The following is a 26,014-nucleotide window of genomic DNA, read 5'->3' on the forward strand; positions in this document are numbered from 1 at the left end:
TGGGAGAATGCACGGGTGAGGTTCTATCGGGATGAGGCCGTGGTGCTTCGCCAGCACAAGCTGGGCGAGGCCGATCGAATCATCACGCTGCTCACCCAGGATCACGGACTGGTGCGCGCAGTCGCCAAGGGGGTGCGGCGGACCCGCTCCAAGTTCGGTGCACGGCTCGAACCGTTCGCGCACATCGACGTGCACCTCTATCCCGGCCGCAACCTCGACGTGGTCACCCAGGTGCACACCCTCAACGTGTTCGCCGACGCCATCGTCGCCGATTACGGCCGCTACACCACCGCCTGCGCGGTACTCGAGACCGCCGAACGCCTCGCCGGTGAGGAACGCGCCCCGGCCGCCCAGTTGCATCGGCTGACCGTCGGTGCGCTCGAGGCGCTGGCCGCGGGCCGTCGACCCAACCAGCTCATCCTCGACGCCTACCTGCTGCGCGCGATGCACTGCGCCGGCTGGATGCCGACGCTCGACTCGTGCGCCCGTTGCGCCACGCCGGGGCCGCATCGCGCATTCCATGTCGCGGCCGGGGGAGCGGTGTGCATCCACTGTCGTCCGCCCGGCTCGGCGACGCCGTCGGTCGGGGTGCTCGACCTGATGGACGCGCTGTTCCGCGGGCAGTGGGAACACACCGAGGGAATCAGCACGTCGATGCAGCGGCAGGCGAGCGGGTTGACCGCCGCCCACCTGCAGTGGCATCTCGAACGACAGTTGCGAACCCTGCCGCTCATCGAACGCGAAGCACCTCATAGGCTGGTGGACACCGCGTGAGAGGAGACGGTTGATGGCGCTACGGTCCGGTTCGCGATCGTCGAAGCGACCCAACCCGACACAGCCGGTCACCGTCCGCCCACCCGATCCACATCCCAGTGGGGCGCAGCCACCCAACCTGCCGGCCGAGTTCGTTCCCAGGCACGTCGCGCTCGTGATGGACGGCAACGGGCGCTGGGCACAGGACCGCGGGTTGCCCCGCACCGAGGGACACAAGCGTGGCGAGGCGGTCCTCATGGACACCGTCTGCGGCTGCATCGAACTCGGCGTCGGCTGGCTCTCGGCGTATGCCTTCTCCACCGAGAACTGGTCGCGCAGCCCGGATGAGGTGCGCTTCCTGATGGGCTTCAACCGTGACGTGATCCGCCGGCGCCGCGACGAGATGCACGAGATGGGCGTGCGTGTGCGCTGGGCCGGTCGTCGACCGAAGTTGTGGCGCAGCGTGATCCGCGAACTCGAGGTCGCCGAGGAACTCACCAGGGACAACACCGTGATGACCTTGACGATGTGCGTCAACTACGGTGGGCGGGCTGAGATCGCTGATGCGGCAAAGGAAATCGCACGGCGTGCGGCCGCGGGCGAGATCGATCCCGAGCGCATCACCGAGCAGACCTTCGCCCGCTACCTCGACGAACCCGACATGCCCGACGTTGACCTGTTCCTGCGTCCGTCGGGGGAGCAGCGCATCTCCAACTTCCTGTTGTGGCAGTCGGCGTACGCCGAGATGGTCTATCAGGAAAAGCTGTTCCCCGACTTCGACCGTCGTGACCTGTGGGCGGCGTGTGTCGAATACGCCTCGCGGGACCGCAGATTCGGCGGAGTGCAGCCCAAGTGACCGACACACCGTCGTCGTCGGAGATCCTCCTCGAACGTGCCACCGAACTCCTCGGCGAGATCGGTGAGGTGGCCGAGTCGGATTCCGATTCGGTTGTGGTGCAGGTGGGTTCGACGCGGGCATCGATCCGTGCGCTGACGCTGGCGCCCGGTCTTGACGTCCTCACCGTCACCCAGTTGGTGGCGCTGGATCTGCCCAACACCGACGCGTTGCGCGACGACGTCGAAACCGCTGATGCGCAACTGAGTTTCGGCACGCTGCGCCGTTCCGACCCGACCGGGGTCACGACCGATGTGTTGCAGTACTACACATTTCCGGCGGGCACCCTCGACGATGTGCCGATGCTGACGGTGCTACACGTGGTGCTGTCGGCGGGTGCGGATGCCGCAGCGTCACTGACCGGCGGCTGAGCGGCAGTCCGCGCAGTACCCGAACACCTCGACGGTGTGGTGGATGTCGGAAAAGCCGTGTTCGGCAGCCACTTTAGCCGCCCATTGCTCGACCGGTTCGGCCTGCACCTCGACGGTGGTGCCGCAGCGACGACACACCAGATGATGGTGATGGACCGACGAACAATGCCGATACCGGGTTTCGCCGGAACCGTCCCACAGCACGTCGATCTCCCCGGCCTGGCTCAGTGCCTGCAGGTTGCGGTAGACGGTGGTCAGGCCGATCGACTCGCCCCGGGCCTTGAGCTGATCGTGCAGTTCCTGCGCCGACACGAAGTCTTCGCCCGCGGCCAGGGCGTCGGCGATCGCGGCGCGCTGCCGGGTCGCACGGACGCCGGTCACCGGGCGCCGAACCGACGGGGTGCTCATTCGGTCACGGCCCGGTCGTCGGATTCCATCGAGTGCGCGACAGCGTCGACGACGATGTGCGCGAGGTGGTCGTCGACGAGTTCGTAGATGATCTCGCGTCCGTTGCGGTTGCCACGCACCACGCCCGCGTCCTTGAGGACGCGCAGATGCTGGCTGACGAGGGGCTGGTTCAGTTCGAGCGCGCCGACCAGCTCATGCACGCACTGCGAGTTCTCCCGCAGGGAAAGGACGATCGCGATGCGGGTCGGTGAGGCGAGCGCGCGCAGCAGGTCGCTGGCCGCTTCTCGAGTCCGGGCATCGGGGTTCACGACGACGAGTCTATCGGAAATGGTTTTCAACCGAGGTTGCTCGAGGCGTAGGTGGCCACGGAGTAGGCGACTGCCGGGGCCGTGGTGGCCAGCAGCGCGGGGTTGATGTTGGCGACCGTGTCGCCGGCACGGTGGTAGTTCGGGTCGAACGCGACACCCGCCTGCCCGCCCCACAACTGCGCCTGCGCGGCGCTCTTCTGCGCCTCGGCGCCGGTGTCCACCCCGCCGGACGGCACCCCGATCTCGATGAACGGGCCGTAGTCGGAGCGGCCGTCGAAATCGCTGCCCTGTGCCGTGATGCGTCGGTTGCCGAAGTAGCGGAGGAAGGTCTGCTCGATCTCGGCCGATCCGCGCGGTCCGGGGCCGGCACCGACCTTGTCGGAGTTGTCGCCGTCGTAGACGAAGTAGCCGCCGTTGGGCGAGCCGAGCATGTCGAAGTTCAGATAGAGATCGATCGTGGTGCGCGCGCCCGCGTCGAGGGACTCCACATACTTCGACGACCCGACCAGGCCGTCCTCCTCGCCGCCCCAGAACGCGAAGCGGATCGTGCGTCGGGTCTGCGGCGCCGACCCGAGTCGCAGTGCGGTCTCCAGCACTGCCGCGGTGCCCGATCCGTTGTCGTTGATGCCCGGTCCGGCTTCCACGCTGTCGAGGTGGGCGCCGGTGAGCAGGACATGATCCGGGTCGCCGGTACGGGTCTGTGCGATGACGTTCCGGCTGGTGATCTGTCGGGTCTGCGCCTGCACCGCGAGGCTGACCGATGCCGCCGACCGGAGCCGATCACCGTCCGCGGTGGTGACCCCGATGACCGGGATGGGGACGCCGTTGTCGAGGCCGAGCGTGGCGCCGTCGAGTGGACCGTTCTCGTTGTTGACGATGATCAGTGCCGTCGCGCCGGCGTCGGCCGCTGCCCGCGCCTTGATCACGAACTGGCAGGTGCCGCGGGTGGCGACGGCGATGGCGCCGCGGGTGGCCGGCGGGTAATCGGTGGTGCTGCAGCCGAGGTCGCCCGCGGTGACGGGCGGTCCGGTGACCGGCGTGTCGCCGGTACCGGCGGAATACTGCGCGATCCGGGCATCGACGGCTTGGCCGTCGGCGGTCAGCCGTACCGGGCCCGCATCGAATCGCGGATAGTCGAAAGTCGGTGTGGTGACGGTGAATCCGGCATCCTTCAACTTGCCGGCAACGTAGTCGACGGAGGCGTCGTAGCCGGCGGTCCCGCTCGCCCGATTCCCGTCGTGCCGATCGGCGATCGTCTGCAGCGCCCGCAGGTGGGTCATCACGTTGTCGATCTGGATGGCGGCGGCGAGGCCGTTGGGGGTGGTCGGGCCTGCGACCGACGTGGTGGCGGACCGGGAGGCGGGCGATTCGGAAACGGTCGATGCGCAGCCGCCGAGTAGCGCGCACAGGACCGCGGCGATCGGCATCAGACCACGTCTGCCGAACCGACCTTTCACCGCACCGAGGGTAGCCCGACGGAGGTGTGCAGGATCGGCGGATTCCTTGACGGGGCAGTGCGGCGGCTACCCTATAGGGGTTGTCCCAACCGTCGTCCAGTGATGGAGATCAGTTAATCGTGGCCGCCCAGTCCAACCGCGTCGAAGCCGTCGTCAACCTCGCCAAGCGTCGAGGTCTGGTCTACCAGTGCGGTGAGATCTACGGCGGAACCAAGTCGGCCTGGGACTACGGTCCGCTCGGCGTCGAGATCAAGGAGAACATCAAGCGTCAGTGGTGGCGCTCGATGGTCACCAGCCGCGACGACGTCGTCGGCCTGGACTCCTCGGTCATCCTCCCGCGCCAGGTGTGGGAGGCCTCCGGTCACGTCGAGGTGTTCTCCGATCCGCTCGTCGAATCACTGCACACCCACAAGCGCTACCGTGCCGATCACCTGATCGAGGCCTACGAACTCAAGCACGGCCACCCGCCGGAGAACGGTCTCGCCGACATCAACGACCCGGAGACCGGGCAGCCCGGCAGCTGGACCGAACCCAAGGCATTCTCCGGCCTGATGAAGACCTTCCTCGGCCCGGTCGACGATGAAGAGGGTCTGCACTATCTCCGCCCGGAGACCGCGCAGGGCATCTTCATCAACTTCAAGAACGTGATGACCACGTCGCGCAAGAAGCCGCCGTTCGGTATCGCCCAGATCGGCAAGAGCTTCCGCAACGAGATCACGCCCGGCAACTTCATCTTCCGGACCCGCGAGTTCGAGCAGATGGAGATGGAGTTCTTCGTCAAGCCGGGCGACGACGACGAGTGGCACCAGTACTGGATCGACGCCCGCTTCAACTGGTACGTCGACCTGGGCATCGACCCGGAGAACCTGCGGCTCTACGACCATCCCAAGGAAAAGCTGTCGCACTACTCCAAGGGCACCGTCGACGTCGAGTACAAGTTCGGTTTCGCCGGCAACCCGTGGGGTGAACTCGAGGGCGTAGCGAACCGCACCGACTTCGACCTGTCGACGCACTCGAAGCACTCCGGTGAGGACCTGTCGTTCTTCGACCAGGCCTCCGGCGAGCGCTACACGCCGTACGTCATCGAGCCGGCGGCCGGTCTGACCCGATCGTTGATGGCCTTCCTGTGCGATGCCTACACCGAGGAAGAAGTGCCGAACGCCAAGGGCGGCACCGACACTCGTACGGTGCTGAAGCTCGACCGTCGCCTCGCGCCGGTGAAGGTGGCGGTGCTGCCGCTGTCCCGCAACGAGAAGCTGTCGCCGAAGGCCAAGGGCCTGGCCGAGGAACTGCGCAAGCACTGGAACGTCGAGTTCGACGACGCGCAGGGCATCGGCAAGCGCTACCGCCGTCAGGACGAGATCGGCACGCCGTTCTGTGTGACCGTCGACTTCGACACCCTCGACGACCAGGCCGTCACCGTGCGTGAGCGCGACACCATGAGCCAGGAGCGGGTGGCGCTGGACAAGGTCGTCGAATACCTCGGTGGGAAATTGCTCGGCGCCTGACCCTTCGAGGCTCGCTTCGCTCGCACCTCAGGGATAGGGGTCTCGTTCCCTGAGGAGCCCGCCGAGGTACGAGGCGAGCGTCACGAAGGGTGCGACCTGCGGATTTCTGTCATAGTTGAGAGCGGAGTTGTCGCCTGTCGGTGGGCATGGGGTCTGCCGAGCGCGACGAGGAGAGTGAGTGCACCATGACCGTCAGTGGCAAGGTCGTCCATTACGACACCAATCGAGGGTTCGGATTCCTGGCGCCGGAGGCCGGGGGTGCGGATGTGTTCCTGCACATCAACGACATCGACATCGACGAGAACTCCCTCAAGCCCGGGGCGAAGGTGTCGTTCGACATCGAGGAGACCGACCGGGGGACCAAGGCGGTCAACGTCGCGGTCACCGAGGAAGCGCCCGCCGACGACGGAGCCGCGGTGCGCGCGCACCGGCGAGAAGAGCACGGCGGCGGCCGGTCCCACGGCAATGACCGCCACGGTGGCGATCGTGGCCGCGGTGATCGTGGCGATCGCGGAGATCGTGGCGACCGGCCGCGTCGTCCGCGCGGCGGTCCGCTCTCCGAGGAGATCACCGAACTGCTGCTCGACGCCGACGATGATCTGACCGCAGGCCAGATCGTCGCGATCCGGCAGCGGTTCCTGGATCTGGCGTCGTCCCGGGGATGGGTTGACTAGGACCTCTCCCGCCATCCCGTCGACGGCGGAGTACGGCGAGGAGGCCGTCGAGCGCATCGTGCCCGAGGCGCCGAAGGTCGCCAGCCTGCCCGGCACCCGCACCGATCACCGCAGCGAGTACGCCCGGGATCGGGCGCGAGTGCTGCATTGCGCCGCGCTGCGCCGACTCGCCGACAAGACCCAGGTGGTGGGACCGCGCGAGGGTGACACTCCCCGTACCCGACTCACCCATTCGCTGGAGGTCGGGCAGATCGGTCGCGGCATCGCGATCGGTCTCGGCTGCGAACCGGATCTGGTGGAACTCGCGGGCCTCGCCCACGACATCGGGCACCCGCCGTACGGGCACAACGGGGAACGCGCCCTCAACGAGGTCGCCGCCGACATCGGCGGGTTCGAGGGCAACGCGCAGAACCTGCGCATCCTCACCCGGCTCGAACCGAAACTCCTCGACGACCATGGTCGCAGCGCCGGACTCAACCTCACCCGCGCATCGCTCGACGCCACGCTCAAGTATCCGTGGACGCGACGCCCGCCGAAGGTGAAGTTCGGCGCCTACGACGACGACCTGGCCGCCCTCGAATGGATACGCCGCGGTGCACCGGGCGACCGGCAGTGCATCGAGGCGCAGGTCATGGACTGGTCCGACGACGTCGCCTACTCGGTGCACGACCTCGAGGACGGCGTGATCGCCAACCGCATCGACCTGCGCACGCTCGGCGATCCGGCCGACCAGCGGGCGCTCGCCGAGATCGGTGTCCGGGAGTTCCCCGAACTGGAACCAGAACCGCTCATCGAGGCGGCACATCGCTTGTCGCGCATGGACATTGTGCGTGAAGTCGGGGTGTTCGACGGCAGCCTCGACGCGTCGGTGAAGCTCAAGCGGCTCACCAGCGAGCTGATCGGCCGGTTCGCGTCGGCCGCCATCACCGGCACCCGGGAAGCGGTGGGGCACCGCTCGATCTCCCGGTACGACGCCGACCTCACGGTGTCGCCGCTGGTCGCCGCCGAGGTCGCGATCCTCAAGACCCTCGCACTGCGGTTCATCTTCTCCAACGTGCGGCACAAGTCCAATCAGCAGCGGCAGCGGGAACGTATCCACCGCGTCGCGGTGTGGCTGACCGCCGCTGCTCCGGGCGGGCTGGACCCGATCTTCGTGCCGATGTGGCAGGAGGCCGCCGACGACGCGGCCCGACTGCGGGTGATCGTCGACCAGATCGCGTCGATGACCGAGGGTCGACTGGAGCGCAGCGACCGGCAGAATTCCGGCGCGCAGGCGCACTTGGGATAGCCGAATCGCCGTCGGCTCGACGATCACTACACTGGTCCGGGTGCCAGGCCGAATCCCCGATCGTGACATCACGGAAATCCGTGAGCAGACCCGCATCGAGGACATCGTCGGCGACTACGTGGCGCTGCGCCGCGCCGGCGCCGACAGCATGAAGGGGCTCTGCCCGTTCCACGACGAGAAGACACCGTCGTTTCACGTCCGGCCCAATCACGGGCATTTTCACTGCTTCGGCTGTGGTGAGGGCGGTGACGTCTACTCCTTCCTGCAGAAGCAGGAACACATCAGCTTTGTCGAGGCCGTCGAGCAGCTCGCCGACCGCATTGGCTACCGCATCAACTACGAGGGCGGGGGACCGGCGATCGCCCGCGATCGCGGCACCCGCGCCCGCCTGGTCGCCGCCAATGCCGCCGCGCACAAGTTCTACGTCGAGCAGCTGCAGTCGCCGGAGGCAGCCAAGGCCCGGGAGTATCTGACCGAGCGGGACTTCGATGCCGCCGCGGCCGCCCAGTTCGGGTGCGGGTACGCGCCCGCCGGCTGGGACACCATGACCAAGACCCTGCTCTCGGCCGGTTTCGAGTTCAGCGAACTCGAGGCGGCGGGACTCTCGAAGCAGGGCCGCAAGGGGCCGATCGACCGTTTCCATCGTCGACTGCTCTGGCCGATCCGCAATCTCGGTGGCGACATCATCGGTTTCGGCGCCCGCAAACTGTTCGACGACGACAACCTCGGCAAGTACATGAACACGCCAGAGACCATGCTGTACAAGAAGTCTCAGGTGCTGTTCGGACTCGACCACGCCAAGAAGAGCATTGCCAGGGGACATCAGGTGGTGATCGTCGAGGGCTACACCGACGTGATGGCCATGCACCTGGCCGGTGTGACCACCGCGGTCGCCTCGTGCGGCACCGCGTTCGGTGAGGACCATCTCGCGCTGATCCGCAGGCTGATGATGGACGACTCCTATTTCCGCGGCGAGGTCATCTACACCTTCGACGGCGATGAGGCCGGAAAAGCTGCCGCGCTCAAGGCCTTCGAGGGTGAGCAGAGTATCGCCGGACAGACTTTCGTGGCGATCGCCCCGGAGAACATGGACCCGTGTGAACTGCGTCAGCGGCATGGCGACGCGGCGGTGCGTGACCTCATCGCCCGGCGGGTACCGATGTTCGAGTTCGCCATCAAAACCCTGTTGGCCGCACACGATCTCGACACCGCCGAGGGTCGCGTCCATGCGCTGCGGGACACGGTCCCGGTGGTCGCCCGGATCAGGGACATCGCGCTGCGTGACGAGTACGCCCGTCAACTGGCCGGCTGGGTCGGTTGGGAGGAAGTGGCGCAGGTACTTTCGCGCGTGCGGGAGGAGGGCGCGCGGCATGCCCGCGCGACCGGCAAGGCAAACAACAATGGCCGTGCTGGGGCGCGCCGCACCCGACCGGAGGCGACGTCGGCGCCTACCGCCCGTCCGGTTGCCGCGGATCCGCGACTCTGGCCGCAGCGCGAGGCGCTCAAGGCGGCGCTGCAGTACCCGGCGATCGCCGGCACGGTGTTTGATTCGCTTCCGGTGCAATGCTTTACCGAGCCGACGTACGCCACCATCCGGACCGCCATGACGGATCTGGGTGGCACCGTATCCGGCATGGGCGGCGCCGAGTGGGTGGACTCGGTGCACAACGCCGTCGACGACCCGGTCATCGGTCCGTTGGTCACCGAGCTCGCCGTCGAGTCGATGCCGGTGGACGAGAACAACATTCCGCGGTACATCACCAGTGTGCTGGCACGCCTGCAGGAGGTCTGGGTGGGCTCCCAGATCGCGGATATCAAGTCGCGCCTGCGGCGCATGGCGCCCGGGGATGACCCGGACGCCTACAACGCCGTCTTCGGCGACCTCGTCGCGTTGGAGGCCTATCGGCGGAGCCTCCTCGAGCAGGCTGTCGAACCCGGCGCCTGACGGCCGAGCTGTCAGGCCACCACCGCTTCTTCGAGTTCTTCCTCGGTTGTCTCGGTCAGCCCGCCGCGTTCGTGGCGCCCGGCCGGGGCCGCCGGCAGAGTGTTCGCTGCGCGGCGACGTTCGACCGCCGCGGCGGTTCCCAGCAACGCGGCACCGACGATGACCCAGCCGACGATCTTCCACACCTCACCGGTGATCCCCACGGAGGGGAAGTAGAGCAGGTTGCGGCCTGCCTCGTTGAAGCCGGCGCCGATCCAGAAGCTGTGCAGCGCACCGAAGAAGCCGGGCTGTAGCGACGGCGGGAAGACGCCGCCGCTGGAGGTGAAGTTCAGGCCGACGAAGAGAGTGACCATGACGATGGTGGTGAACCGCCCGATCAGCGAATGCAGGGCGATGCCGAACGCCATGATGGCCAGGCAGTAGACGAAGGCCAGTGCCATGATCTGCCCGGTGTGCGATCCGATCGCGTCGAAGATCACGGTGCCGATGAAGGTCACCAGTGCGGTGTTGACGGCAGCGCCGATCACGCCGAGACCGATTCGTATCGACAGCGGTTTCGAGGCACCTGCGGCACCGATCGCGATCGCCGTGGCGTAGGCGCCGACGGTGAGGGCGACCAGGAAGAAGAACAGCGACTGACCGCTGGGATCGGTGCCGGAATCGACGGGCGCGACGTCGGTGATGTCGAGGGGGAGCCCGGCGTGCGCCGCGACCGGCATGAACATCCGCTCGATGGAGACCGCCGCGGTGTCAGATGCGCCGGTGCTCACCATCAGCGTCGGATGCGAGTCGGACAGGACGTAGGCGCCGGCGATCTCCCGATGCAGCAGCGCGTCGCGCGCCTGGTCAACGGTGTCGACCACCCGCAGGTCTGCGTGGTCGCCGAGGGCTCGTTGCAACTGATCGGTGACCACTGCGGTCTGGGTGGTGGAACCGACGATGTCGATCCGGAGGTCGTGCGGATCGGGTTTGTGGAAACCGCCGAGATACGCCAGGGCCATGACGGCGCCCATCAGCAGCGGCACCGCGATGTGGGAGAGGACGGTGCGCATCGGCACGGATGAACCTGCGGTGGTGGACATTCGGACTCCTCACGAAAGACGACCTATGTTGCATAATGCAACTCAGATAAGTTGTAGAATACAACTCAGTGTGGATCGTTCGCAAGGCGAAGGAGGCTGGTGTGGGAATGCGCAATGGTCGCGGGGACGACATCGAGCGTGTCCACCACGGGTTGAGTCTGTTCTCCCGGCGGGTGCGCGGTGAGGCGCGCGAGGTGCACCCGGGCATGACTTACGTCGACTACTCGCTGCTCACCATCGTCCGGGATCGGCCCGGCCTGTCGGGTGCGGAAGTTGCCGAGGCCGCGTGCATCGACAAGTCGACGGCGAGCCGGCAGCTCGCCGGTCTCGTCGAGCGCGGCATGATCGAGCGCGGAGAGGCCGCAGGTAGGCGGCGGCCGCTGCATATCACCGGCGACGGATCCCGGGCGCTCGCGACGGCCGACGCCGCTCAGCGCAGCCAGATCGGCGACCGATTGCGGGACTGGACGCCGCAGGAGATCGAGGCCTTCGCCGATCTGCTCGAGCGGTACAACGGTTCCTCGGAGTGACGCCGCTCAGAAGGTGTCTGGGTCAGGCGGCGTCGGGCAGGGCGCGGCGAACGCCCGGGCGCAGCTCTTCGGGGTAGCGAGGTCGGTGCGGGTCGTCCCAGTTGTAGACGCACCCGCCGACGTAGGTGTGCGCGCCCTCGCATCGATCCGGCGTCGGACGTGGTTGGCCCCAGATGTGTTTTCCGCTCATATCGCCCTCCCTGAACTATTGGCGACTTGGACTCTCGGCGACAGACATCGGTGGCTGTTGCACAAAAGTATGGGGGCTTGCCTGTCCGTTCGGGCAGTGAGCGAGGGGTTTTACGCGCCTTGAACGACGTGATTGTCGTCATAGGGAATGATCGTCGACACCCGGCCAGGTGTCGGTGAACGCCGCCGGCATCCACTCCGGCCACTCCGGACCAGTGGTGGGGAGGCCATCGAAGAATCGCGCAAGGACACGCGTGCGGCGACCGCGATTGTCGTACACGGCGGCCTGGTCGCCACGTTTGATCGCGGTAACCGACAGGGGCCACACGCGCTGGTAGCGCTGTCGGATCTTCTGGACGGGAACGGTGTGGCCGCCGTGGGCGACGCGCAATCGGACACGTTCGACCGCATAATTCTCGGGCACGACGACGACGTGCACGACGACCCGGAAGTCATGGTCGTGTGCTTGATCGATGAGGTCGAGTTTGGACGGGTGGGAAAAGACCGTCTCGGCAATGAACGACCGGTGTCGGGTGATCAGTGCGCTGCGCGTATCGGCTGCGATGGCGGCCGCTTCGTAAGCGTGCGCTTCGGGATCATCCGGCCAACGCCGTTTGGCGATCTCGTCGGCGTTGACGAACGGCGTGTTGAGAATGGGGAGCAGTTGTTCGGTCACCAGGGTCGTCTTGCCGGCACCGTTGCATCCGACGACGAGGTCGAGACGGGCTGTCACGACTCGAGGATCACCTCGGTCCCATCCGGGTGGTACTCGACCATCCTGCCGCGTTCGTCCACCGCGACCGACGAGAATTCTTGCGCAGCAAGTCTATCCACGTGGTCTACGGCGGATAGTCGCTCATCGAGGAGTGCGTCGACCTCGGCATCGAACACGACCGACTCCTCGTCGGACAGTGATGCGATCGGCAGGTCACCGGTCAGTGCCAGATCGACTCGACGACGGGCGCGGCTGGTGCGCGCAGATACCCCCTGTCCGACCCGTGCCCAGTGCTCGAGCTGCTGGCGAGCCGAACGGTGCTCGCGAGCGCCCGCAGCACTCGCTTGCTCGACCAGAGTGGCGCTGAATCGCGTCACCTTGTCTGCGGTGGCGTCCGCCATGAGACCTCCGAACGTGTGCGTTGCACTCTGCTACACACCGAGCGTAGCAGAGTGCAACGACGGCTGGGCCCAGAAATTCGTCGCTCTGCGGTATCTGATCGGCAGGCGCCGATCGTCGCTCAGGTAATGTGCTGCGACGGGCACGACGTGCCCATGGGGCGGTAGCTCAGTCGGTTAGAGCCGCGGACTCATAATCCGTAGGTCGCGGGTTCGAGCCCCGCCCGCCCCACGCTCGACCCGCGGTGACGCTGTGACCACGCGTTTTGTTGTCCGGTAGACCCATAGGCTAGAGTCATCTCTCGGTTCAAGAGAGCATTCCCCCGTAGCTCAATTGGCAGAGCATTCGACTGTTAATCGAACGGTTACTGGTTCGAGTCCAGTCGGGGGAGCAAGAAAACCGCCTGGTGACAGGCGGTTTTTTGCTATCCGGAGGTGTTGACGGAAATCGCCGCCCGGGGCGACTCCGACGTCGTGTCGTATCCCACGCCTACCGTGGGTCGCATGGCACTCTCCAAACAAGAACGCGAGACCTTCCTGGCTCAACCGCACATCGCTGCGCTGTCGGTGGAGGCCGGACCCGACCGCGCACCGCTGGTGGTGCCGATCTGGTACCAGTACGCGCCGGGCGGTAAGCCGTGGATTCTGACCGGCACGAGCTCACGCAAACTCGAACTGATCCGCGCCGCCGGGCGGTTCACGCTGATGGTCGAAACCGTCGAACCCGAGATCAAGTATGTCGCGGTGTCCGGCGATGTCGTCGACTACTCCGACGGGACACGGGCTGATCTCACCGAGATGTCCGCGCGCTATCTACCGGCGGACAAGGTGGCCGGCTACGTAGAGATGGCCACGCGGGAGCACGGGCACCAAACCAAGGTCGTACTCGATCCGAAGCAGTGGGTATCACTGGATCTCGGGAGTCTGTGACGAAGGAGCCGGGACACAAATCAGCGCCGCCCAGGGCGGGGCTGGTCGTCGGGGGTGACCAGCCCTGGGGGGGGTGGCGGGGGGGGGGTAACCGCCCCCGCCCTGAGCTGCGCTGTTGTCACCACAGTACCGGATGACCGGCGACAACTACGATTCGACGGGTTCGTCGCTGGTGTCGTCCCAGATGCCGGTCGTCTCGAGGTGTTGGGTCAGGCGCGCGGCGCCGTCGGTGAACTGTCGCCGCGTTTGTTCGATGACCTGCTGGCGGTCGCCGCTGTGGTAGGCCTCGAGCAACTTGGTGTGCGAGTCGAGCGCCACCACGCCCCATCCGGGGTCGGTCGCGTACAGCCGGGACGGCGTGTAACGCGTCGCACTCAGCAGGAACCAGGCAAGCTTTCCACCTGCGGCGATCCGGTTGTGTGCACGGTGGAACTCGAACTCGGCGGACTCGACCTGGGCCACATTGCCGGCGGTCAGCGCGTCGCGAAGCCGCTCGTTGCGTGCCTCGAGGTCGGCGATCTGCTCCGGGGTGATCGCATCGGCGGTGCGCAGCGCCAGCTTGATCGCGATCTCGCCCTGCAGCCAGAAGAGGTCGTCGACGTCGGTGCGGCTCAGTTCGGCGACGACGTACCCGCGATGCGGCGCGAGGTTCACCATGCCCTCGCCGCGAAGCGTGAGGAGAGCCTCGCGGACGGGGGTGACGCTGACCCCGAGGCGTTCGGCGGTCTCGTCCATGCGGACGAACTCACCCGGCTTGATCGCGGCGGTCATGATCTGCTCGCGCAGGTGAATCGCGACTTCCTCGGACAGCTGTGGCCGGCGACGCAGTCGCTCTCCGGTGGAATTCATACGCTGAATATATGTGATAGGCGCCGCGGTGATCTGGGCCACGCCGAGGGTCGCTACATTGGTCGCATGCCGAAGACCTCGCGTCCGACGGACGCGGCACCCGTGACCGACCCGGTCGACGTGACCCCGCTCGACGGTGACGACTTCCTGGCGGCCAACCGGGCCAACCGTGAACGGCATCGCGAGGAGGCCGAGCGCAAGGCCGAGAAAGCTGCGAGGACGCCGGGCAAAGTGTCGGCGGAGCCGCGTCGTCGGCGACTGCCGTCGATCCGCCCGGTGACCGCGGCACTCGTCGCACTGTCGATCCTCGTCGTCGGCCTGGCCATCTCCACCGCCTACTTCGCCTACGCCTACGTGCAGGCCGACGATCGAGCCGCTGCCGCGGGTCCGGCACAGTCCGATCGGCAGGAGGCGATGGACACCGCGCGTCGCTACGCCGCCGCGCTGGCCACTTATGACCCGGCGAACTATGCCGACCTCGACCGGCGCATCCGGGAGATCTCGACGCCGGAGTTCGCCAAGACCTACATCACGTCGTCGGCGGATGCGCGGCGCGGCAACGCCACCGCGCGCGGCACCTCCAAGGCTGAATCGAAAGATGCCGGACTGCAGTCGATCTCGGATTCGACGGCGACCGTGCTGGTGACGCTCGATCAGACGGTCACCTCACCTGATGTGAAAGCGCAAGTTCCCGAGGGGATTCCGTATCAGTCGCGGGTGAAGGTGACGTTGCAGCGGGTCGACGGGAAGTGGCTACTGTCCGACCTCGACACCGTCTGAGTCGCCCAGCAGTATCCGCAACCCGATCGCGGTGACGTGCGGCGCGGGGGGTCGCCGGTGTGGCCGGGTCAGGTCGATGGTCAGGTTCAGCACAGCCTGCACCAGAAAGCGGGCCTGCAGCAGGCTCAGCTCTGGCCGGTCCTGCCCGACCCAGGCTGCCCATTCGTCGACGTTGATCCGTTGCCGGCTGCGGAGTTCGGTGCGTTGCGGCGCAGCCACATTGCCGATTTCGGACACGTATACGGTCAGCATGTCGGTGGTGTACGCCAGGTCGACGTACTTGGTGACCAGCGCGACGATCACCTCGCGCGGGGTCGTCGACGACGCGAGTGCGTCGGCGATGATCGCCGACACCCGATCCGATGCCCGCCAGAACGCGGCCAGCAGGATCGCCGATTTGCTCTCATAGTGGCGGTAGACGCCGGAGGAAGGAAGGTCCGCGGCGCGGGCGATGTCGTCGATGGTGACATCGTGGAATCCGTGGGCGGCGAACAGCCGCATCGACTCGGCAAGCAGCAGTTCACGTTTCGACGTCGGGGGCAGGCCGGAGGCGGGCGTCTGCGAGGTGTCGGCCACGTCGGGCAGATCCAGACCTGCCAGAGACATCGCCGCCGCGGTGATCAACTCCACGATCTGCCGGGCGGGCAGGGTCGCCCGGTGCGTCGACGGACTGGCCACCACGCTGGTCATCGCCGCGGTGAGGACATCGGCTGCCCTGGTCGCGAGTTCGGGGCGCATGCGCTGCAGCGCACCGCGGATGCGTCGGTGCTGATCGACGATGATCGCGCGCACCTGCGCTGCATCGTCGCCCTCGAGGTAGTCGAGTTCCCAGTGGTAGAGCCCGCCGGTGCGCCGATTGGCGACCGACGCGCCGGTCAATGCACGCAACAGCCCGCGGAGTTCGGCCTCGGGGTCGTCCGCATCGGCCGGGACTGCGGCGACGGCCGAGGCGAGTGCGTCGGCGAGCATGCGGGCGGTCTCGGCGAACAGTGCGTACTTGTTCGGGAAGTGCCGGTAGAGCGCGGGGGCGGACAGGCCTGCGGCCGCGGCGATGTCGTCGAGCTTGACCGCGTGGTAGCCGTTCTCGCTGAACGCCTTGGCCGCGGTCCGCAGGATGACCACGCGCCGATCCGCGGGCCGGCGTGGACGTCGACCCGCGGTGGTCGGCGGGGACGGACGGCTGCTCATGACGAGACAGCGTATCCGGAGCTGAGGTTCACGCATCAGATTCTGCACTATTCATGAGAAAAGCCACTACAGGACACCCTCGGACGCCGATAAGTTAATTGAAATTCTCGTGATCTGAGTCGCATTGTGGTAGAAGTAGGGGCATCCGCCGTGGTGTGCGGCGGGTCGGTGTGATGAGGCGAAAGGGTATGGCTGCCGTGACGGACAATGTGGACAGCGGAGATCAGATTCGGGTCAGTGTCGATGATCGAGGGGTGGCCCGGATCGAGATCAACCGTCCGCAGCGTAAGAACGCGATGAACGATGTCGTCAGCGGGACGATCGTCCGCAGTTTGCGGGAATGGGCCGATCGTGACGACATCCGCGTGGTGGTGATCGACGGTGCGGGCGGCAGCTTCAGCTCGGGAGCCGACATCGGTGGATTCATGGAGGCCGCCAGCGGGAACGCCGGCGGCCGGATGAATCCCGATCAGGCGCACGGATTCATCTCCGGTGGTTCGGAATTGGCCCGCGCGGTCCGGGCCGTACGGGCGCCGGTCATCGCGTCGGTCGACGGGGCGGCCGCCGGGGTCGGTGCGTCGCTCGCGTTGGCCGCCGACCTCATCTACGCGACGGAGCGGTCGTACTTCCTGCTCTCGTTCGTCAACATCGGCCTGATGCCCGACGGCGGTGCGACCATGTCGGTGGCCACCTCGATCGGTCGGGCGCGTGCCAATGCGATGGCACTGCTCGGCGAGAAGCTGCCCGCGGCAGAGGCTTTCGACGCCGGACTGGTCACCAAGGTGGTCGCCGATCGAGCCGCGCTCGACGAGACCGTCGACGCGGCCGTGGCGAAGCTCGCCGCCACCTCGCCGCGCTCCCTGCGGCTGACCAAGGCAGCCCTCGACGCGCACACGATGAGCGGTCTCGAACCCGCGCTCGAACGCGAACTCAAGGGCCAGACCGAATTGCTGCAGTCTCCGGAATTCCAGGCGGCCATCGCTGCCTTCCTCGGCGCCAAGCGCTGAAAAACCCGTATACACAACATCTTTTGTGAGGAGTCACCATGACCGCGACCATCGACACCAGTAGCGGCCTGATCACCGAGCCGCTGCGCTCACGCCGTAACCACTGGAACAATCAGGTGCGCCGCCATGCCTTCATGACGCCGGACCGTCCCGCCCTCAAGTTCATGGGCAACGTGACCACCTGGAGTGAACTCGATCAGCGCACACGTGCATTCGCCGCGGCGCTGAATCGGCGGGGCGTCAAGTTCGGCGATCGCATCCTGATGATCCTGCTCAACCGTTCCGAGTATGTGGAAGCGGTGTTGGGTGCCAACCTGATCGGCGCGATCCCGGTGCCGGTCAATATCCGGATGAGCCCGGCCGAGGTCGCCTTCCTGGTCAGCGACAGTGGTGCCAAGGTCATCGTCACCGAGTCCATGCTCGCGCCGCTGGCCGACGCGGTCAGCGCGTCGACCGGCGCCATCGACACCACCATCGTGGTGGGGGAGAGCGCCAACGACGCCCACCTCGATTTCGAGGCACTCGTCGCCGAGGACGCGTCGGATCTGCCCGAGATCGATGTCCCCGAGGACACCATCTCGCTCATCATGTACACCTCCGGTACCACCGGAAAGCCCAAGGGCGCCATGCTTTCCCATCAGAACATGCAGGCGCAGGCGGTCGTCTGTCTGCAGGCGCTGCAGACGAGTCGTGACGACATCGGTGCCTGCGTGGCGCCGATGTTCCACATCGCCGGGCTGGGCGCGATGACCCCGCTGTTCTACATGGGTGCGCTGTCGGTGATCCACCCGCTCGGCGCCTTTGACCCCGACGCCATGCTCGACACCCTGGAAGCCGAGGGCACCACGTCGATCTTCCTGGTTCCCGCACAGTGGCAGGCGGTGTGCGCGGCACAGCAGGCCAAGCCCCGTGACCTGAAGCTTCGGGTCATCAGCTGGGGCGCGGCCCCGGCGTCGGACTCCGTGCTGAAAGCGATGAACGAGACCTTCCCCGACGCCATCAACGTCGCGGTGTTCGGACAGACCGAGATGTCGCCGATCACCTGTGTCCTCGAGGGCAAGGACGCCCTGCGCAAGATCGGATCGATCGGCAAGGTCGTCCCCGCAGTCACCGCCCGCATCGTCGACCCGGAGATGAACGACGTCGAACCCGGCCAGATCGGTGAGATCGTCTACCGCGGACCCAACATGATGGAAGGCTACTGGCAGAACCCGCAGGGCACCGCCGATGCCTTCCACGGCGGCTGGTTCCACTCCGGCGACCTGGTCCGCCAGGATGAGGAGGGATTCCTCTACGTCGTCGACCGCGCCAAGGACATGATCATCTCCGGCGGTGAGAACATCTACTGCGCCGAGGTGGAGAACGCGCTGTTCGGCCATCCCAAGATCTCCGAGGCGGCGATCATCGGTCGCGCACACGAGAAGTGGGGAGAGGTGCCGGTGGCCGTCGTCGTACTGGCCGCGGGTGTCGACGACCTCACCCTCGCCGAGATGGAGCCCTACCTCAACGAGAACCTGGCTCGCTTCAAGCATCCGAAGGACCTCGTCATCGTCGACGAACTGCCGCGTAATGCCGGTGGCAAGGTCGTCAAGCCGTCGCTGCGCAGCGAGTACGGCAGCAAGGACGCGGGTCTGAAGAACTGATCGCAACCCCGCAACTAGAACACGTTCCATTTTTCGTGGAAAGTGGCTAGGGTCTGAGTCAGGTTGTCGTGCGTCCGTTCGGGGGGAAACCATCGGTCGGCGCCTGTCTACAAGTGGAGGAAGTGTAGTGAAGACCAAGGGTGCGCTGCTGCGGGAACTCAACAAGCCATGGGCGATCGAGGAGATCGAGATCGGTGATCCCAAGCGCAGCGAGATCAAGATCCGGATGGAAGCCGCCGGTATGTGCCACTCGGATCATCACCTGATGACCGGCGGTATCCCGATGGCCGGGTTCCCGATCCTCGGCGGTCACGAGGGGGCCGGCGTCGTCGAACAGGTCGGTGAGGGTGTCACCGACTTCGAGGTCGGCGACCACGTCGTCCTGTCGTTCATCCCGTCCTGCGGCAAGTGTCCGTCGTGCAAGGCCGGCCTGGCCAACCTGTGCGACTTCGGTGCGATGCTGCTGCAGGGAGAGGCGGTGTCGGACAACACGTTCCGCATCCAGACCGCGGCCGGGGAGAACGTGTACCCGATGACGCTGCTCGGCACGTTCTCGCCGTACATGGTGGTGCACGAGGCGTCGGCGGTGAAGATCGACAAGGACATCCCGTTCGAGGTCGCCGCGCTGTGCGGCTGCGGCATCCCTACCGGCTACGGCTCGTCGACGCGTAGCGGTGACGTCAGTCCCGGCGAGGATGTCGCGATCGTCGGTGTCGGCGGTGTCGGTACGGCAGCGCTGCAGGGTGCGGTGATCGCCGGCGCCCGCTATGTCATCGCGATCGACCCGGTCGAGTGGAAGCGCGAGCAGGCGATGAAGTTCGGCGCCACCCACGCCTTCGCCTCGGTCGAGGAGGCCGCGGGGACGATCGCCGAGATCACCCACGGGCACATGTGCCACAAGGTGATCGTGACCGTCGGCGAGGTGCACGGCACCGACGTCGACACCTGGCTGAGCATCACCGCCAAGGCGGGCACCTGCGTGCTCACCGGTATGGGCAACATGATGGAGAACCAGGTCACGCTGAACCTGGCGATGCTCACCCTGCTGCAGAAGAACCTGCAGGGCTCCATCTTCGGTGGCGCCAACCCCAAGCTGGACATCCCGAATCTGCTGTCGATGTACAAGCTGGGCAAGCTCAACATCGAGGACATGATCACCAGGCAGTACCGCCTCGATCAGATCAATGAGGGCTACCAGGACATGCTGGACGGCAAGAACATTCGCGGTGTGATCCGCTACACCGACGAAGATCACTGACCTGTCGGACCGGCCGGGTAGCGTAACGCGATGTGTCCACACTTGATGCGCTAGCGGACTGGCCGGTCGAGAATGTCTCGGCCGCACTCATCACCACGACCGGGGTCGCCGACGAGTTCGGCGACCCCGGTCGTGTGTACGAATTGGCCTCGGTTACCAAACTGCTTGTCGCGCAAGCAGTCCTGGTGGCCGTGGAGGAGGGTGCGGTGGAGCTCGACGCGGCCGCAGGTCCGCCCGGGGCCACCGTCGAGCATCTGCTGGCGCATGCTTCGGGGCTGGCGTTCGACAGCCGGGAGGCCGCCGCGCCGGTGGGTACCCAGCGGATCTACTCCAGTGCCGGGTTCGAAGTCCTTGCCGAATCCGTCGAGGCCGCGAGTGGGATCGCGTTCGCGGAGTATCTGCGTCAGGCGGTGTGTGAACCGCTGGGCCTCGCCGACACCGAACTCTATGGACCCGCGGGACACGGCGCGCGGTCCACCGTCGCCGATCTGAGTCGCTTCGCCGCCGATCTGCTGACGCCGACGCTGCTCTCCGGTGAACTCGCGGCGCGGGCGACGAGCGTCGCGTTTCCCGGGCTCGACGGGTTCGTCCCCGGCTACGGCAAACACCGGCCCAATGACTGGGGACTGGGGTTCGAGATCCGATCCGAAAAGTCGCCGCACTGGGCCGGCTCGCGGAACTCGCCGCAGACGTTCGGGCACTTCGGGCAGGCGGGCACCTTCCTATGGGTCGACCCGCAGCTCGAGGCCGCGTGCGTAGTGCTCACGGACCGGCCGTTCGGCGCCTGGGCCAAGCCGCTGTGGAGCGAGTTCAACGACACGGTGGTCGACTCGCTCACTCAATCCTGAGAAACCTCACCAGAAACTGGCGCAACACGGGCCTCGTGGGGCACAATTAATCACAACAATGTGATATCCGGTGCAGATGAGGGAGTTGGGGAAGACGTTCCTCGTCGAAACCGGAGGTGAACAAGGTGCGCAACCTGAACCAGTTTGCGGACATGACAACAGGAGTGGTCTACATCCACTCGGCGCCAGTGGCGCTGTGCCCGCATGTCGAGTGGGCTCTGTCGTCGACCCTGAATGCGCGGGCCAACCTGAAGTGGTCCGCGCAAGAGGCCGACCCCGGAATGCAACGGGCCACCGTTGACTGGGCGGGGCCGGTCGGAACCGCGGCCCGTTTGGTGACCGCGCTGCGCGAGTGGTCGGTGCTGCGCTTCGAGGTCACCGAGAACGCCAGCGAGGGCGTCGACGGCGAGCGGTTCAGCTACGTGCCCGCACTCGGGCTCTGGCGTGGGTCGACCAGCGCCAACGGCGACGTGATCATCGGCGAGATGCAACTGCGCTCGATGATCGACGCGATGCCCGACAGCGTCGGCCTCGCCGGCGAACTCGAGGCCGCGATGGGCACCGCCTGGGACGACGCGCTCGAGTCATACCGCATGGGCGGCGCCGGCGCCGAAGTCACCTGGCTCCAGCAGCGAGTGGGGTAGGAGGGGGGCGGTAACTTGGCGGCGACTCCGTCGCCGCGTGTGATCCGGCCTCAGTCCCCGGTCTTCCCTCCTCGTCGCAGGGTCGCTGCGCTCCCGTGCTCCTCGTCAGTCCAAACCGGGGTCGGCCGAATCACTGGAAACCTCACCTACTCAGGACGCACAACGCGAAAGACCCCGGTCGCAGCCCGGGGTCTTTCGCGTTGATTGTCTCTACAACGGTATGTTCTTATGCCGCCCACGTCGCGCGGGTGCCGCGGCCAGGGCCTCGGCGATCCGGCTGCGGGTTTTGGCCGGGTCGATGATCTCGTCGACCACGCCGATCGACATCGCGCGACCCACGCCACCGGCGATGGCCTCGTGCTCGGCGGCCAGTCGTTCGTGCAGTGCGTCCCGCTCGTCGTCGGGTGCGGCGGCGAGCGCCTTCTTGTGCAGGATGCCGACGGCGGCCTTGGCGCCCATCACGGCGACCTCGGAGCCCGGCCAGGCGAACACCGCGGTGGCACCCAGTGCGCGGGCGTTCATCGCGATGTAGGCGCCGCCGTAGATCTTGCGGGTGACCAGGGTGACCCGGGGAACTGTGCACTCGGCGAACGCGTGCAGCAGCTTCGCGCCGCGACGGACGACGCCGTTCCACTCTTGGCCGACACCCGGTAGGTAGCCCGGCACGTCGGTGACGACGATCAGCGGTACGCCGAATGCGTCGCAGAGCCGGACGAAGCGGGCGGCCTTCTCCGCGCTCTCGGAGGTGAGGCAGCCGCCCATGCGCAGCGGGTTGTTGGCGATCACGCCGACGCTGCGGCCCGCCAACCGGCCGAAGCCGATGACGATGCTGGGCGCCCACTTGGCCTGGAGTTCCTCGAAGGTCGTGACCTCGGTCTCGCCGTCGGCGGCGAGTTGGGTGTCGAGGAGTTCGGTGAGGACCGGGTGGACGTCGTAGGCGCGGCGGTTCGACTCGGGCAGCAGTGCCTTGAGGTCGGTGTCGCCGGCCTCGGCCTGCTCCCGGTTGAAATGACCCTGCTTGCTGAACGTCGACACGAGGCGCCGGGCGCGCCAGTAGGCGTCGGGTTCGGAGTCGGCCACGATGTGGCAGACACCGGACTTCTTGCCGTGCGCGACCGGGCCGCCGAGCGTTTCCATGTCGACGGATTCGCCGGTCACGCTCTTGACCACGTCCGGGCCGGTCACGAAGACCCGACCCGCCGGAGCCATGATGACCACGTCGGTCAGGGCCGGACCGTAGGCGGCGCCGCCGGCCGCGAAGCCGACGACGACCGAGATCTGCGGTACGTATCCGGATGCCCGGACCATCGCCTCGAACACCTGACCCACCGCGTGCAGGGCTTCGACACCCTCGGCGAGTCGTGCGCCACCGGAATGCCAGATCCCCACGACGGGGGCCTGCTCGGTGATCGCGGTGTCGATCGCGTTGACGATGTGCGCGCACCCGACCACACCCATGGCACCGCCCATCACGGTGCCGTCGGTGCAGTAGGAGACGGTGCGAACGCCGTTGACCAGTCCGATGGCGGCCTGTACACCCGATTTGTCGCGGGTGTGCAGCAGCGACATCGTGCCTTCGTCGAAGAAGTTGGTCAGACGGAGCAGCGGATCGCGAGGATCCGCCGCTTCCTCACGGCCAGTGATGGGAGCCAATGTGGTCATCGCGGTCTCCTAGCGTGTCGGTGATGCGTGCGGATCAGTAGCGACCGAAGGCGAGCGCAACATTGTGCCCACCGAATCCGAATGAGTTGTTCAACGCGTAATCGATCTGGCCGTAACGGGCCTCACCATGAACGACGTCGACATCGCACTCGGGGTCCTGGTTTTCCAGGTTGAGCGTCGGCGGGATGACCCCGTCTTCCACGCTCTTGATTGTCAGCACGGACTCCAACGCCCCGACAGCGCCGATGGAGTGTCCGAGAGCGGACTTGGGTGCGTAGACCGCGGCATGCTGGCCGATCGCCATGTTGATGCCGACGGCCTCGGCGGTGTCACCGATCGGTGTCGCCGTGGCGTGAGCATTGACATGGGTGATGTCGGCCTTGGTCAGGCCGGCGGTCTGGATGGCGCGGGTCATGGCTCGCGCGTTGCCCTGACCGCTGGGGTCGGGGGCAACCAGGTGGAAGCCGTCGGACGTGATGCCGGCACCGAGGATGCGGGCGTGGATGTGCGCACCACGTGCCTTGGCGTGCTCCTCGCGTTCGAGGATCAGCATGGCCGCGGCCTCACCGAACACGAATCCGTCGCGGTCCTTGTCGAACGGGCGCGACGCCCCGGCCGGGTCGTCGTTGCGCGTGCTCATCGCCCGCATCATCGAGAACGCCGCGATCGGGATCGCGTCGATATGCCCTTCGACACCACCGGCGACGACCATGTCGGCGTCACCCATCACGATGTGGCGCCATGCGTGGGCGATCGCCTCCGCACCCGACGAACATGCCGAGACCGGGGTGATCACACCGGCGCGGGCGCCGACGTTGAGGCCGACCATGGCAGCCGGGCCGTTCGGCATCGCCATCGACACGGCCAACGGCGACACCTTGCGGTAGTTGCCGGACTCCTCGATGGCCTTGACGTTGGCGACCATGGCGTCGCCGCCACCCTGACCGGTACCGATCACGACGGCCAGACGGTCCGGGTCGACTTCGGGCTCACCGGCGTGGGCCCACAGACGCTTGCTCATCACATGCGCGACGCGCTCGACATACGCCATACGGCGTGCCTCGATGCGCGTGACCTCTTCAGCCGGGTCCTTGACCATCCGTCCGCCGACACGACAGGGGAGTTCGCCGTACTGCGTGACAAAGTCATCGGTCAGCAACCGAATACCGGACTCGCCCGCAACCAACTTCTTCCACGTGCTGTCGAGGTCTTCGCCCAGCGAGGTGGTGGCCACCATGGAGGTGACCACCACGCTCGGGAAGTTCCCGCCCAGCGTGGAGTATTCGCGGAGGGACGGCGAGCTCACGAGTTCTGTTCTGCCTCGATCTGCGCCTTGATGGCGGCAGCGGCCTCGGGGTTTTCTGCCTCGAGCTTCTGGATGTAGGAGACGGCGTCACCGACGGTGCGCAGGCCGGCGAGGTCCTCGTCCGGGATCTTGACGCCGTACTTGTCCTCGGTCTGCACGGCGATCTCCACCATCGACAGCGAGTCGATGTCGAGGTCGTCGACGAAGGACTTCTCCATGGTCACCTCGGACGGCTCGATGCCGGTGACTTCCTCGATGATCTCGGCGATACCGGCGATGAGTTGTTCCTGGGTGGCAGCCACTGTGTGGTTCCTCTTCCTTCTTGATTTCGCGTGAAAATGTCTCCGGACACCCGCGGACGTCGTGCCCGCGGATGTTTGGACCACCGGTCGAACCGGTTCCGGGTGGTCACGGCCACTGGCCGTGACCGCTATCCAAGTTCTGCGATGTTGTCGAGGTCGTCGGGGGTCTTGAGCGCAAGTTGCGGCGTGCCCTTCAACTCTCGTTTGGCGATGCCGACGAGCGTGCCTGCGGGCGGCAACTCGACGACGGCAGTGGCGGCGTGCTCACGCATGTAGGCGGAGCAGAGGTCCCAACGGACGGGTTTGCAGACCTGTCCCACTAGTTTCTTCAGTGCGTCGGCGCCATTCGTTACAGGCAGGCCGTCGGAATTCGAGAGCAGTGTGCGATCGGGGTCGGCGGGCGTGATCTTCGCCGCCGCTTCGGCGACCGCGTCCTGCGCGGGGGACATGTAGCGGGTGTGGAACGCGCCCGCGACGGCCAGCTTGCGCGTGCGCGCCTTGGCGGGCGGGTTGGCGATGAGTTCGTCGATGGCCTCGACCGTGCCGGCGGCGACGATCTGGCCGACCGCGTTGCGGTTGGCGGGCACGAGATCGAGTTCCTCGAGGCGGGCGAGCACCTCGGCCTCGTCGCCACCGAGGACGGCGGCCATGACGGTGGGCTCCAGCGCGCATGCCTTGGCCATCTCGGCGCCGCGGATCGCCGCCAGGTTGACGGCCTCGTCGGCGGTGATGACTCCGGTGATCGCGGCGGCGGCCAGTTCACCGACGGAGTGACCCGCGACGATCGCGTCGTCGGGCAGCGGGGTGCGCTTGTTGAGTTCGTCGAAGGCCAGCAGGGCCGCGACGACGACGAGCGGCTGAGTGATCGCGGTGTCGGTGATCTCCTCGGCGGTGGCCGTGGTGCCGAGCGCCTCGAGGTCCAAGCGGGTGAGCTTGGACCACGTCGCGAGTTGATCGCGGGCACCGGGAAGGTCCAACCACGGGGTCAGCATTCCGGGGGTCTGGGAGCCCTGTCCGGGCGCAAGGATTGACAGCACGTGACTAGAGAACACCGTCCGATCGGGTTTTGTGGGTGT

At 66.6% G+C, this 26,014-nt stretch carries 28 protein-coding genes and 2 tRNA genes; 17 read left to right on the forward strand and 13 right to left on the reverse strand.

The features are described 5' to 3' along the window. The first annotated feature begins 15 nt into the window (after positions 1-15). The 3 genes from recO to AAFP30_RS02980 are packed head-to-tail and all read left to right on the forward strand — an operon-like array spanning position 16 to position 2,019. Positions 16-774, forward strand: coding sequence for a DNA repair protein RecO (gene recO, locus AAFP30_RS02970; RefSeq protein ID WP_419228331.1), 759 nt, complete (start codon positions 16-18; stop codon positions 772-774). A 13-nt stretch (positions 775-787) separates the two neighbouring features. Then, on the forward strand, positions 788-1,609 hold the full coding sequence (locus AAFP30_RS02975; protein ID WP_419228332.1) for an isoprenyl transferase: 822 nt from the start codon (positions 788-790) through the stop codon (positions 1,607-1,609). Continuing rightward, entirely contained in the window at positions 1,606-2,019 is a 414-nt protein-coding gene (locus AAFP30_RS02980) for a hypothetical protein (protein WP_419228333.1), read from the forward strand. Before AAFP30_RS02975 ends, AAFP30_RS02980 begins: the two co-directional genes overlap by 4 nt. Here the strand turns inward: AAFP30_RS02980 and AAFP30_RS02985 are convergent. From AAFP30_RS02985 to AAFP30_RS02995, 3 genes are read right to left on the reverse strand one after another with little or no spacing between them, the layout of a single operon-like run. Continuing rightward, the gene (locus tag AAFP30_RS02985; RefSeq protein WP_419228334.1) at positions 2,002-2,427 is read right to left on the reverse strand and encodes a Fur family transcriptional regulator; all 426 of its coding nucleotides are present in this window, start codon (positions 2,425-2,427) and stop codon (positions 2,002-2,004) included. The genes AAFP30_RS02980 and AAFP30_RS02985 overlap by 18 nt on opposite strands. Then, the gene (locus AAFP30_RS02990; protein WP_419228335.1) at positions 2,424-2,765 is read right to left on the reverse strand and encodes an ArsR/SmtB family transcription factor; all 342 of its coding nucleotides are present in this window, start codon (positions 2,763-2,765) and stop codon (positions 2,424-2,426) included. The genes AAFP30_RS02985 and AAFP30_RS02990 overlap by 4 nt, the downstream gene beginning before the upstream one ends. Then, entirely contained in the window at positions 2,762-4,192 is a 1,431-nt protein-coding gene (locus AAFP30_RS02995) for a M28 family metallopeptidase (RefSeq protein WP_419228336.1), read from the reverse strand. The genes AAFP30_RS02990 and AAFP30_RS02995 overlap by 4 nt, the downstream gene beginning before the upstream one ends. Positions 4,193-4,311: 119 nt before the next feature. Here AAFP30_RS02995 and AAFP30_RS03000 point away from each other — a divergent pair, with 119 nt between their 5' ends. The 4 genes from AAFP30_RS03000 to dnaG all read left to right on the forward strand — a co-directional run bounded on the left by AAFP30_RS03000 (position 4,312) and on the right by dnaG (position 9,607). Beyond that, a complete protein-coding gene (locus AAFP30_RS03000; RefSeq protein ID WP_419228337.1) occupies positions 4,312-5,700 on the forward strand; it encodes a glycine--tRNA ligase in 1,389 nt (462 codons plus the stop codon). A 185-nt stretch (positions 5,701-5,885) separates the two neighbouring features. Then, positions 5,886-6,374, forward strand: coding sequence for a cold-shock protein (locus AAFP30_RS03005; protein ID WP_419228338.1), 489 nt, complete (start codon positions 5,886-5,888; stop codon positions 6,372-6,374). Further along, a complete protein-coding gene (locus AAFP30_RS03010) occupies positions 6,367-7,662 on the forward strand; it encodes a deoxyguanosinetriphosphate triphosphohydrolase (RefSeq protein WP_419228339.1) in 1,296 nt (431 codons plus the stop codon). Before AAFP30_RS03005 ends, AAFP30_RS03010 begins: the two co-directional genes overlap by 8 nt. Before the next feature lie 40 nt (positions 7,663-7,702). After that, complete coding sequence (gene dnaG, locus AAFP30_RS03015) at positions 7,703-9,607, forward strand: DNA primase (RefSeq protein WP_419228340.1); 1,905 nt, start codon at positions 7,703-7,705, stop codon at positions 9,605-9,607. 11 nt (positions 9,608-9,618) lie between these two features. On the opposite strand, the gene AAFP30_RS03020 is transcribed toward dnaG, so the two are convergent. Further along, positions 9,619-10,689: a hypothetical protein gene (locus AAFP30_RS03020; protein ID WP_419228341.1), complete on the reverse strand. Its 1,071-nt coding sequence runs from the start codon at positions 10,687-10,689 to the stop codon at positions 9,619-9,621. 107 nt (positions 10,690-10,796) lie between these two features. Here AAFP30_RS03020 and AAFP30_RS03025 point away from each other — a divergent pair, with 107 nt between their 5' ends. After that, a complete protein-coding gene (locus tag AAFP30_RS03025; RefSeq protein ID WP_419228657.1) occupies positions 10,797-11,219 on the forward strand; it encodes a MarR family winged helix-turn-helix transcriptional regulator in 423 nt (140 codons plus the stop codon). Between the two features lie 22 nt (positions 11,220-11,241). Here AAFP30_RS03025 and AAFP30_RS03030 read toward each other — a convergent pair whose 3' ends face one another. From AAFP30_RS03030 to AAFP30_RS03040, 3 genes are all read right to left on the reverse strand, one after another. After that, positions 11,242-11,409, reverse strand: a complete 168-nt coding sequence (locus AAFP30_RS03030; RefSeq protein WP_419228342.1) for a hypothetical protein — start codon at positions 11,407-11,409, stop codon at positions 11,242-11,244. Between the two features lie 138 nt (positions 11,410-11,547). Continuing rightward, the gene (locus AAFP30_RS03035; protein WP_419228343.1) at positions 11,548-12,141 is read right to left on the reverse strand and encodes an AAA family ATPase; all 594 of its coding nucleotides are present in this window, start codon (positions 12,139-12,141) and stop codon (positions 11,548-11,550) included. Further along, positions 12,138-12,524, reverse strand: a complete 387-nt coding sequence (locus AAFP30_RS03040; RefSeq protein WP_419228344.1) for a TA system antitoxin ParD family protein — start codon at positions 12,522-12,524, stop codon at positions 12,138-12,140. Before AAFP30_RS03040 ends, AAFP30_RS03035 begins: the two co-directional genes overlap by 4 nt. A gap of 155 nt (positions 12,525-12,679) precedes the next feature. On the opposite strand from AAFP30_RS03040, the gene AAFP30_RS03045 reads away from it, so the two are divergent. The 3 genes from AAFP30_RS03045 to AAFP30_RS03055 all read left to right on the forward strand — a co-directional run bounded on the left by AAFP30_RS03045 (position 12,680) and on the right by AAFP30_RS03055 (position 13,451). Beyond that, positions 12,680-12,753, forward strand: a tRNA-Ile gene (locus AAFP30_RS03045). 87 nt (positions 12,754-12,840) lie between these two features. After that, positions 12,841-12,913 (forward strand) — tRNA-Asn (locus AAFP30_RS03050). A gap of 112 nt (positions 12,914-13,025) precedes the next feature. Further along, the gene (locus AAFP30_RS03055) at positions 13,026-13,451 is read left to right on the forward strand and encodes a pyridoxamine 5'-phosphate oxidase family protein (protein WP_419228345.1); all 426 of its coding nucleotides are present in this window, start codon (positions 13,026-13,028) and stop codon (positions 13,449-13,451) included. 147 nt (positions 13,452-13,598) lie between these two features. On the opposite strand, the gene AAFP30_RS03060 is transcribed toward AAFP30_RS03055, so the two are convergent. Next, the gene (locus AAFP30_RS03060) at positions 13,599-14,300 is read right to left on the reverse strand and encodes a GntR family transcriptional regulator (RefSeq protein ID WP_419228346.1); all 702 of its coding nucleotides are present in this window, start codon (positions 14,298-14,300) and stop codon (positions 13,599-13,601) included. A 66-nt stretch (positions 14,301-14,366) separates the two neighbouring features. On the opposite strand from AAFP30_RS03060, the gene AAFP30_RS03065 reads away from it, so the two are divergent. Then, positions 14,367-15,080, forward strand: coding sequence for a hypothetical protein (locus AAFP30_RS03065; RefSeq protein ID WP_419228347.1), 714 nt, complete (start codon positions 14,367-14,369; stop codon positions 15,078-15,080). On the opposite strand, the gene AAFP30_RS03070 is transcribed toward AAFP30_RS03065, so the two are convergent. Beyond that, a complete protein-coding gene (locus AAFP30_RS03070) occupies positions 15,054-16,268 on the reverse strand; it encodes a TetR/AcrR family transcriptional regulator (RefSeq protein WP_419228348.1) in 1,215 nt (404 codons plus the stop codon). The two genes, AAFP30_RS03065 and AAFP30_RS03070, sit on opposite strands and share 27 nt — an antisense overlap. 188 nt (positions 16,269-16,456) lie before the next feature. Here AAFP30_RS03070 and AAFP30_RS03075 point away from each other — a divergent pair, with 188 nt between their 5' ends. From AAFP30_RS03075 to AAFP30_RS03095, 5 genes are all read left to right on the forward strand, one after another. Continuing rightward, entirely contained in the window at positions 16,457-17,275 is an 819-nt protein-coding gene (locus AAFP30_RS03075) for an enoyl-CoA hydratase-related protein (protein WP_419228349.1), read from the forward strand. 38 nt (positions 17,276-17,313) lie between these two features. Continuing rightward, positions 17,314-18,918: a fatty-acid--CoA ligase FadD5 gene (gene fadD5 / locus AAFP30_RS03080; RefSeq protein WP_419228350.1), complete on the forward strand. Its 1,605-nt coding sequence runs from the start codon at positions 17,314-17,316 to the stop codon at positions 18,916-18,918. Between the two features lie 127 nt (positions 18,919-19,045). After that, the gene (locus AAFP30_RS03085; protein ID WP_419228351.1) at positions 19,046-20,176 is read left to right on the forward strand and encodes an NDMA-dependent alcohol dehydrogenase; all 1,131 of its coding nucleotides are present in this window, start codon (positions 19,046-19,048) and stop codon (positions 20,174-20,176) included. Between the two features lie 32 nt (positions 20,177-20,208). Next, on the forward strand, positions 20,209-21,024 hold the full coding sequence (locus AAFP30_RS03090) for a serine hydrolase domain-containing protein (RefSeq protein WP_419228352.1): 816 nt from the start codon (positions 20,209-20,211) through the stop codon (positions 21,022-21,024). 125 nt (positions 21,025-21,149) lie between these two features. Next, on the forward strand, positions 21,150-21,668 hold the full coding sequence (locus AAFP30_RS03095; protein ID WP_419228353.1) for a DUF3145 domain-containing protein: 519 nt from the start codon (positions 21,150-21,152) through the stop codon (positions 21,666-21,668). A gap of 210 nt (positions 21,669-21,878) precedes the next feature. On the opposite strand, the gene AAFP30_RS03100 is transcribed toward AAFP30_RS03095, so the two are convergent. The 4 genes from AAFP30_RS03100 to AAFP30_RS03115 form a co-directional block, all read right to left on the reverse strand. Next, positions 21,879-23,330, reverse strand: coding sequence for an acyl-CoA carboxylase subunit beta (locus AAFP30_RS03100; RefSeq protein ID WP_419228354.1), 1,452 nt, complete (start codon positions 23,328-23,330; stop codon positions 21,879-21,881). Positions 23,331-23,364: 34 nt separating this feature from the next. After that, a complete protein-coding gene (locus AAFP30_RS03105; RefSeq protein ID WP_419228355.1) occupies positions 23,365-24,636 on the reverse strand; it encodes a KasA/KasB family beta-ketoacyl-ACP synthase in 1,272 nt (423 codons plus the stop codon). Continuing rightward, positions 24,633-24,938, reverse strand: a complete 306-nt coding sequence (gene acpM / locus AAFP30_RS03110) for a meromycolate extension acyl carrier protein AcpM (RefSeq protein ID WP_419228356.1) — start codon at positions 24,936-24,938, stop codon at positions 24,633-24,635. The genes AAFP30_RS03105 and acpM overlap by 4 nt, the downstream gene beginning before the upstream one ends. Before the next feature lie 128 nt (positions 24,939-25,066). Further along, entirely contained in the window at positions 25,067-25,975 is a 909-nt protein-coding gene (locus AAFP30_RS03115; protein WP_419228357.1) for an ACP S-malonyltransferase, read from the reverse strand. Between the last annotated feature and the right edge of the window lie 39 nt (positions 25,976-26,014).

The organism is Gordonia sp. CPCC 205515 (genome assembly GCF_048537925.1).
Lineage (GTDB): Bacteria > Actinomycetota > Actinomycetes > Mycobacteriales > Mycobacteriaceae > Gordonia.

What these genes read in the sequence shown, in the direction of transcription:
- AAFP30_RS02975 (WP_419228332.1), top strand. Translation starts at nt 788, where the DNA reads ATGGCGCTACGGTCCGGTTCGCGATCGTCGAAGCGACCCAACCCGACA.
- AAFP30_RS02985 (WP_419228334.1), bottom strand. Translation starts at nt 2,427, where the DNA reads ATGAGCACCCCGTCGGTTCGGCGCCCGGTGACCGGCGTCCGTGCGACC.
- AAFP30_RS03005 (WP_419228338.1), top strand. Translation starts at nt 5,886, where the DNA reads ATGACCGTCAGTGGCAAGGTCGTCCATTACGACACCAATCGAGGGTTC.
- AAFP30_RS03020 (WP_419228341.1), bottom strand. Translation starts at nt 10,689, where the DNA reads ATGTCCACCACCGCAGGTTCATCCGTGCCGATGCGCACCGTCCTCTCC.
- AAFP30_RS03025 (WP_419228657.1), top strand. Translation starts at nt 10,797, where the DNA reads ATGCGCAATGGTCGCGGGGACGACATCGAGCGTGTCCACCACGGGTTG.
- AAFP30_RS03030 (WP_419228342.1), bottom strand. Translation starts at nt 11,409, where the DNA reads ATGAGCGGAAAACACATCTGGGGCCAACCACGTCCGACGCCGGATCGA.
- AAFP30_RS03040 (WP_419228344.1), bottom strand. Translation starts at nt 12,524, where the DNA reads ATGGCGGACGCCACCGCAGACAAGGTGACGCGATTCAGCGCCACTCTG.
- AAFP30_RS03055 (WP_419228345.1), top strand. Translation starts at nt 13,026, where the DNA reads ATGGCACTCTCCAAACAAGAACGCGAGACCTTCCTGGCTCAACCGCAC.
- AAFP30_RS03060 (WP_419228346.1), bottom strand. Translation starts at nt 14,300, where the DNA reads ATGAATTCCACCGGAGAGCGACTGCGTCGCCGGCCACAGCTGTCCGAG.
- AAFP30_RS03065 (WP_419228347.1), top strand. Translation starts at nt 14,367, where the DNA reads ATGCCGAAGACCTCGCGTCCGACGGACGCGGCACCCGTGACCGACCCG.
- AAFP30_RS03070 (WP_419228348.1), bottom strand. Translation starts at nt 16,268, where the DNA reads ATGAGCAGCCGTCCGTCCCCGCCGACCACCGCGGGTCGACGTCCACGC.
- AAFP30_RS03075 (WP_419228349.1), top strand. Translation starts at nt 16,457, where the DNA reads ATGGCTGCCGTGACGGACAATGTGGACAGCGGAGATCAGATTCGGGTC.
- fadD5 (WP_419228350.1), top strand. Translation starts at nt 17,314, where the DNA reads ATGACCGCGACCATCGACACCAGTAGCGGCCTGATCACCGAGCCGCTG.
- AAFP30_RS03100 (WP_419228354.1), bottom strand. Translation starts at nt 23,330, where the DNA reads ATGACCACATTGGCTCCCATCACTGGCCGTGAGGAAGCGGCGGATCCT.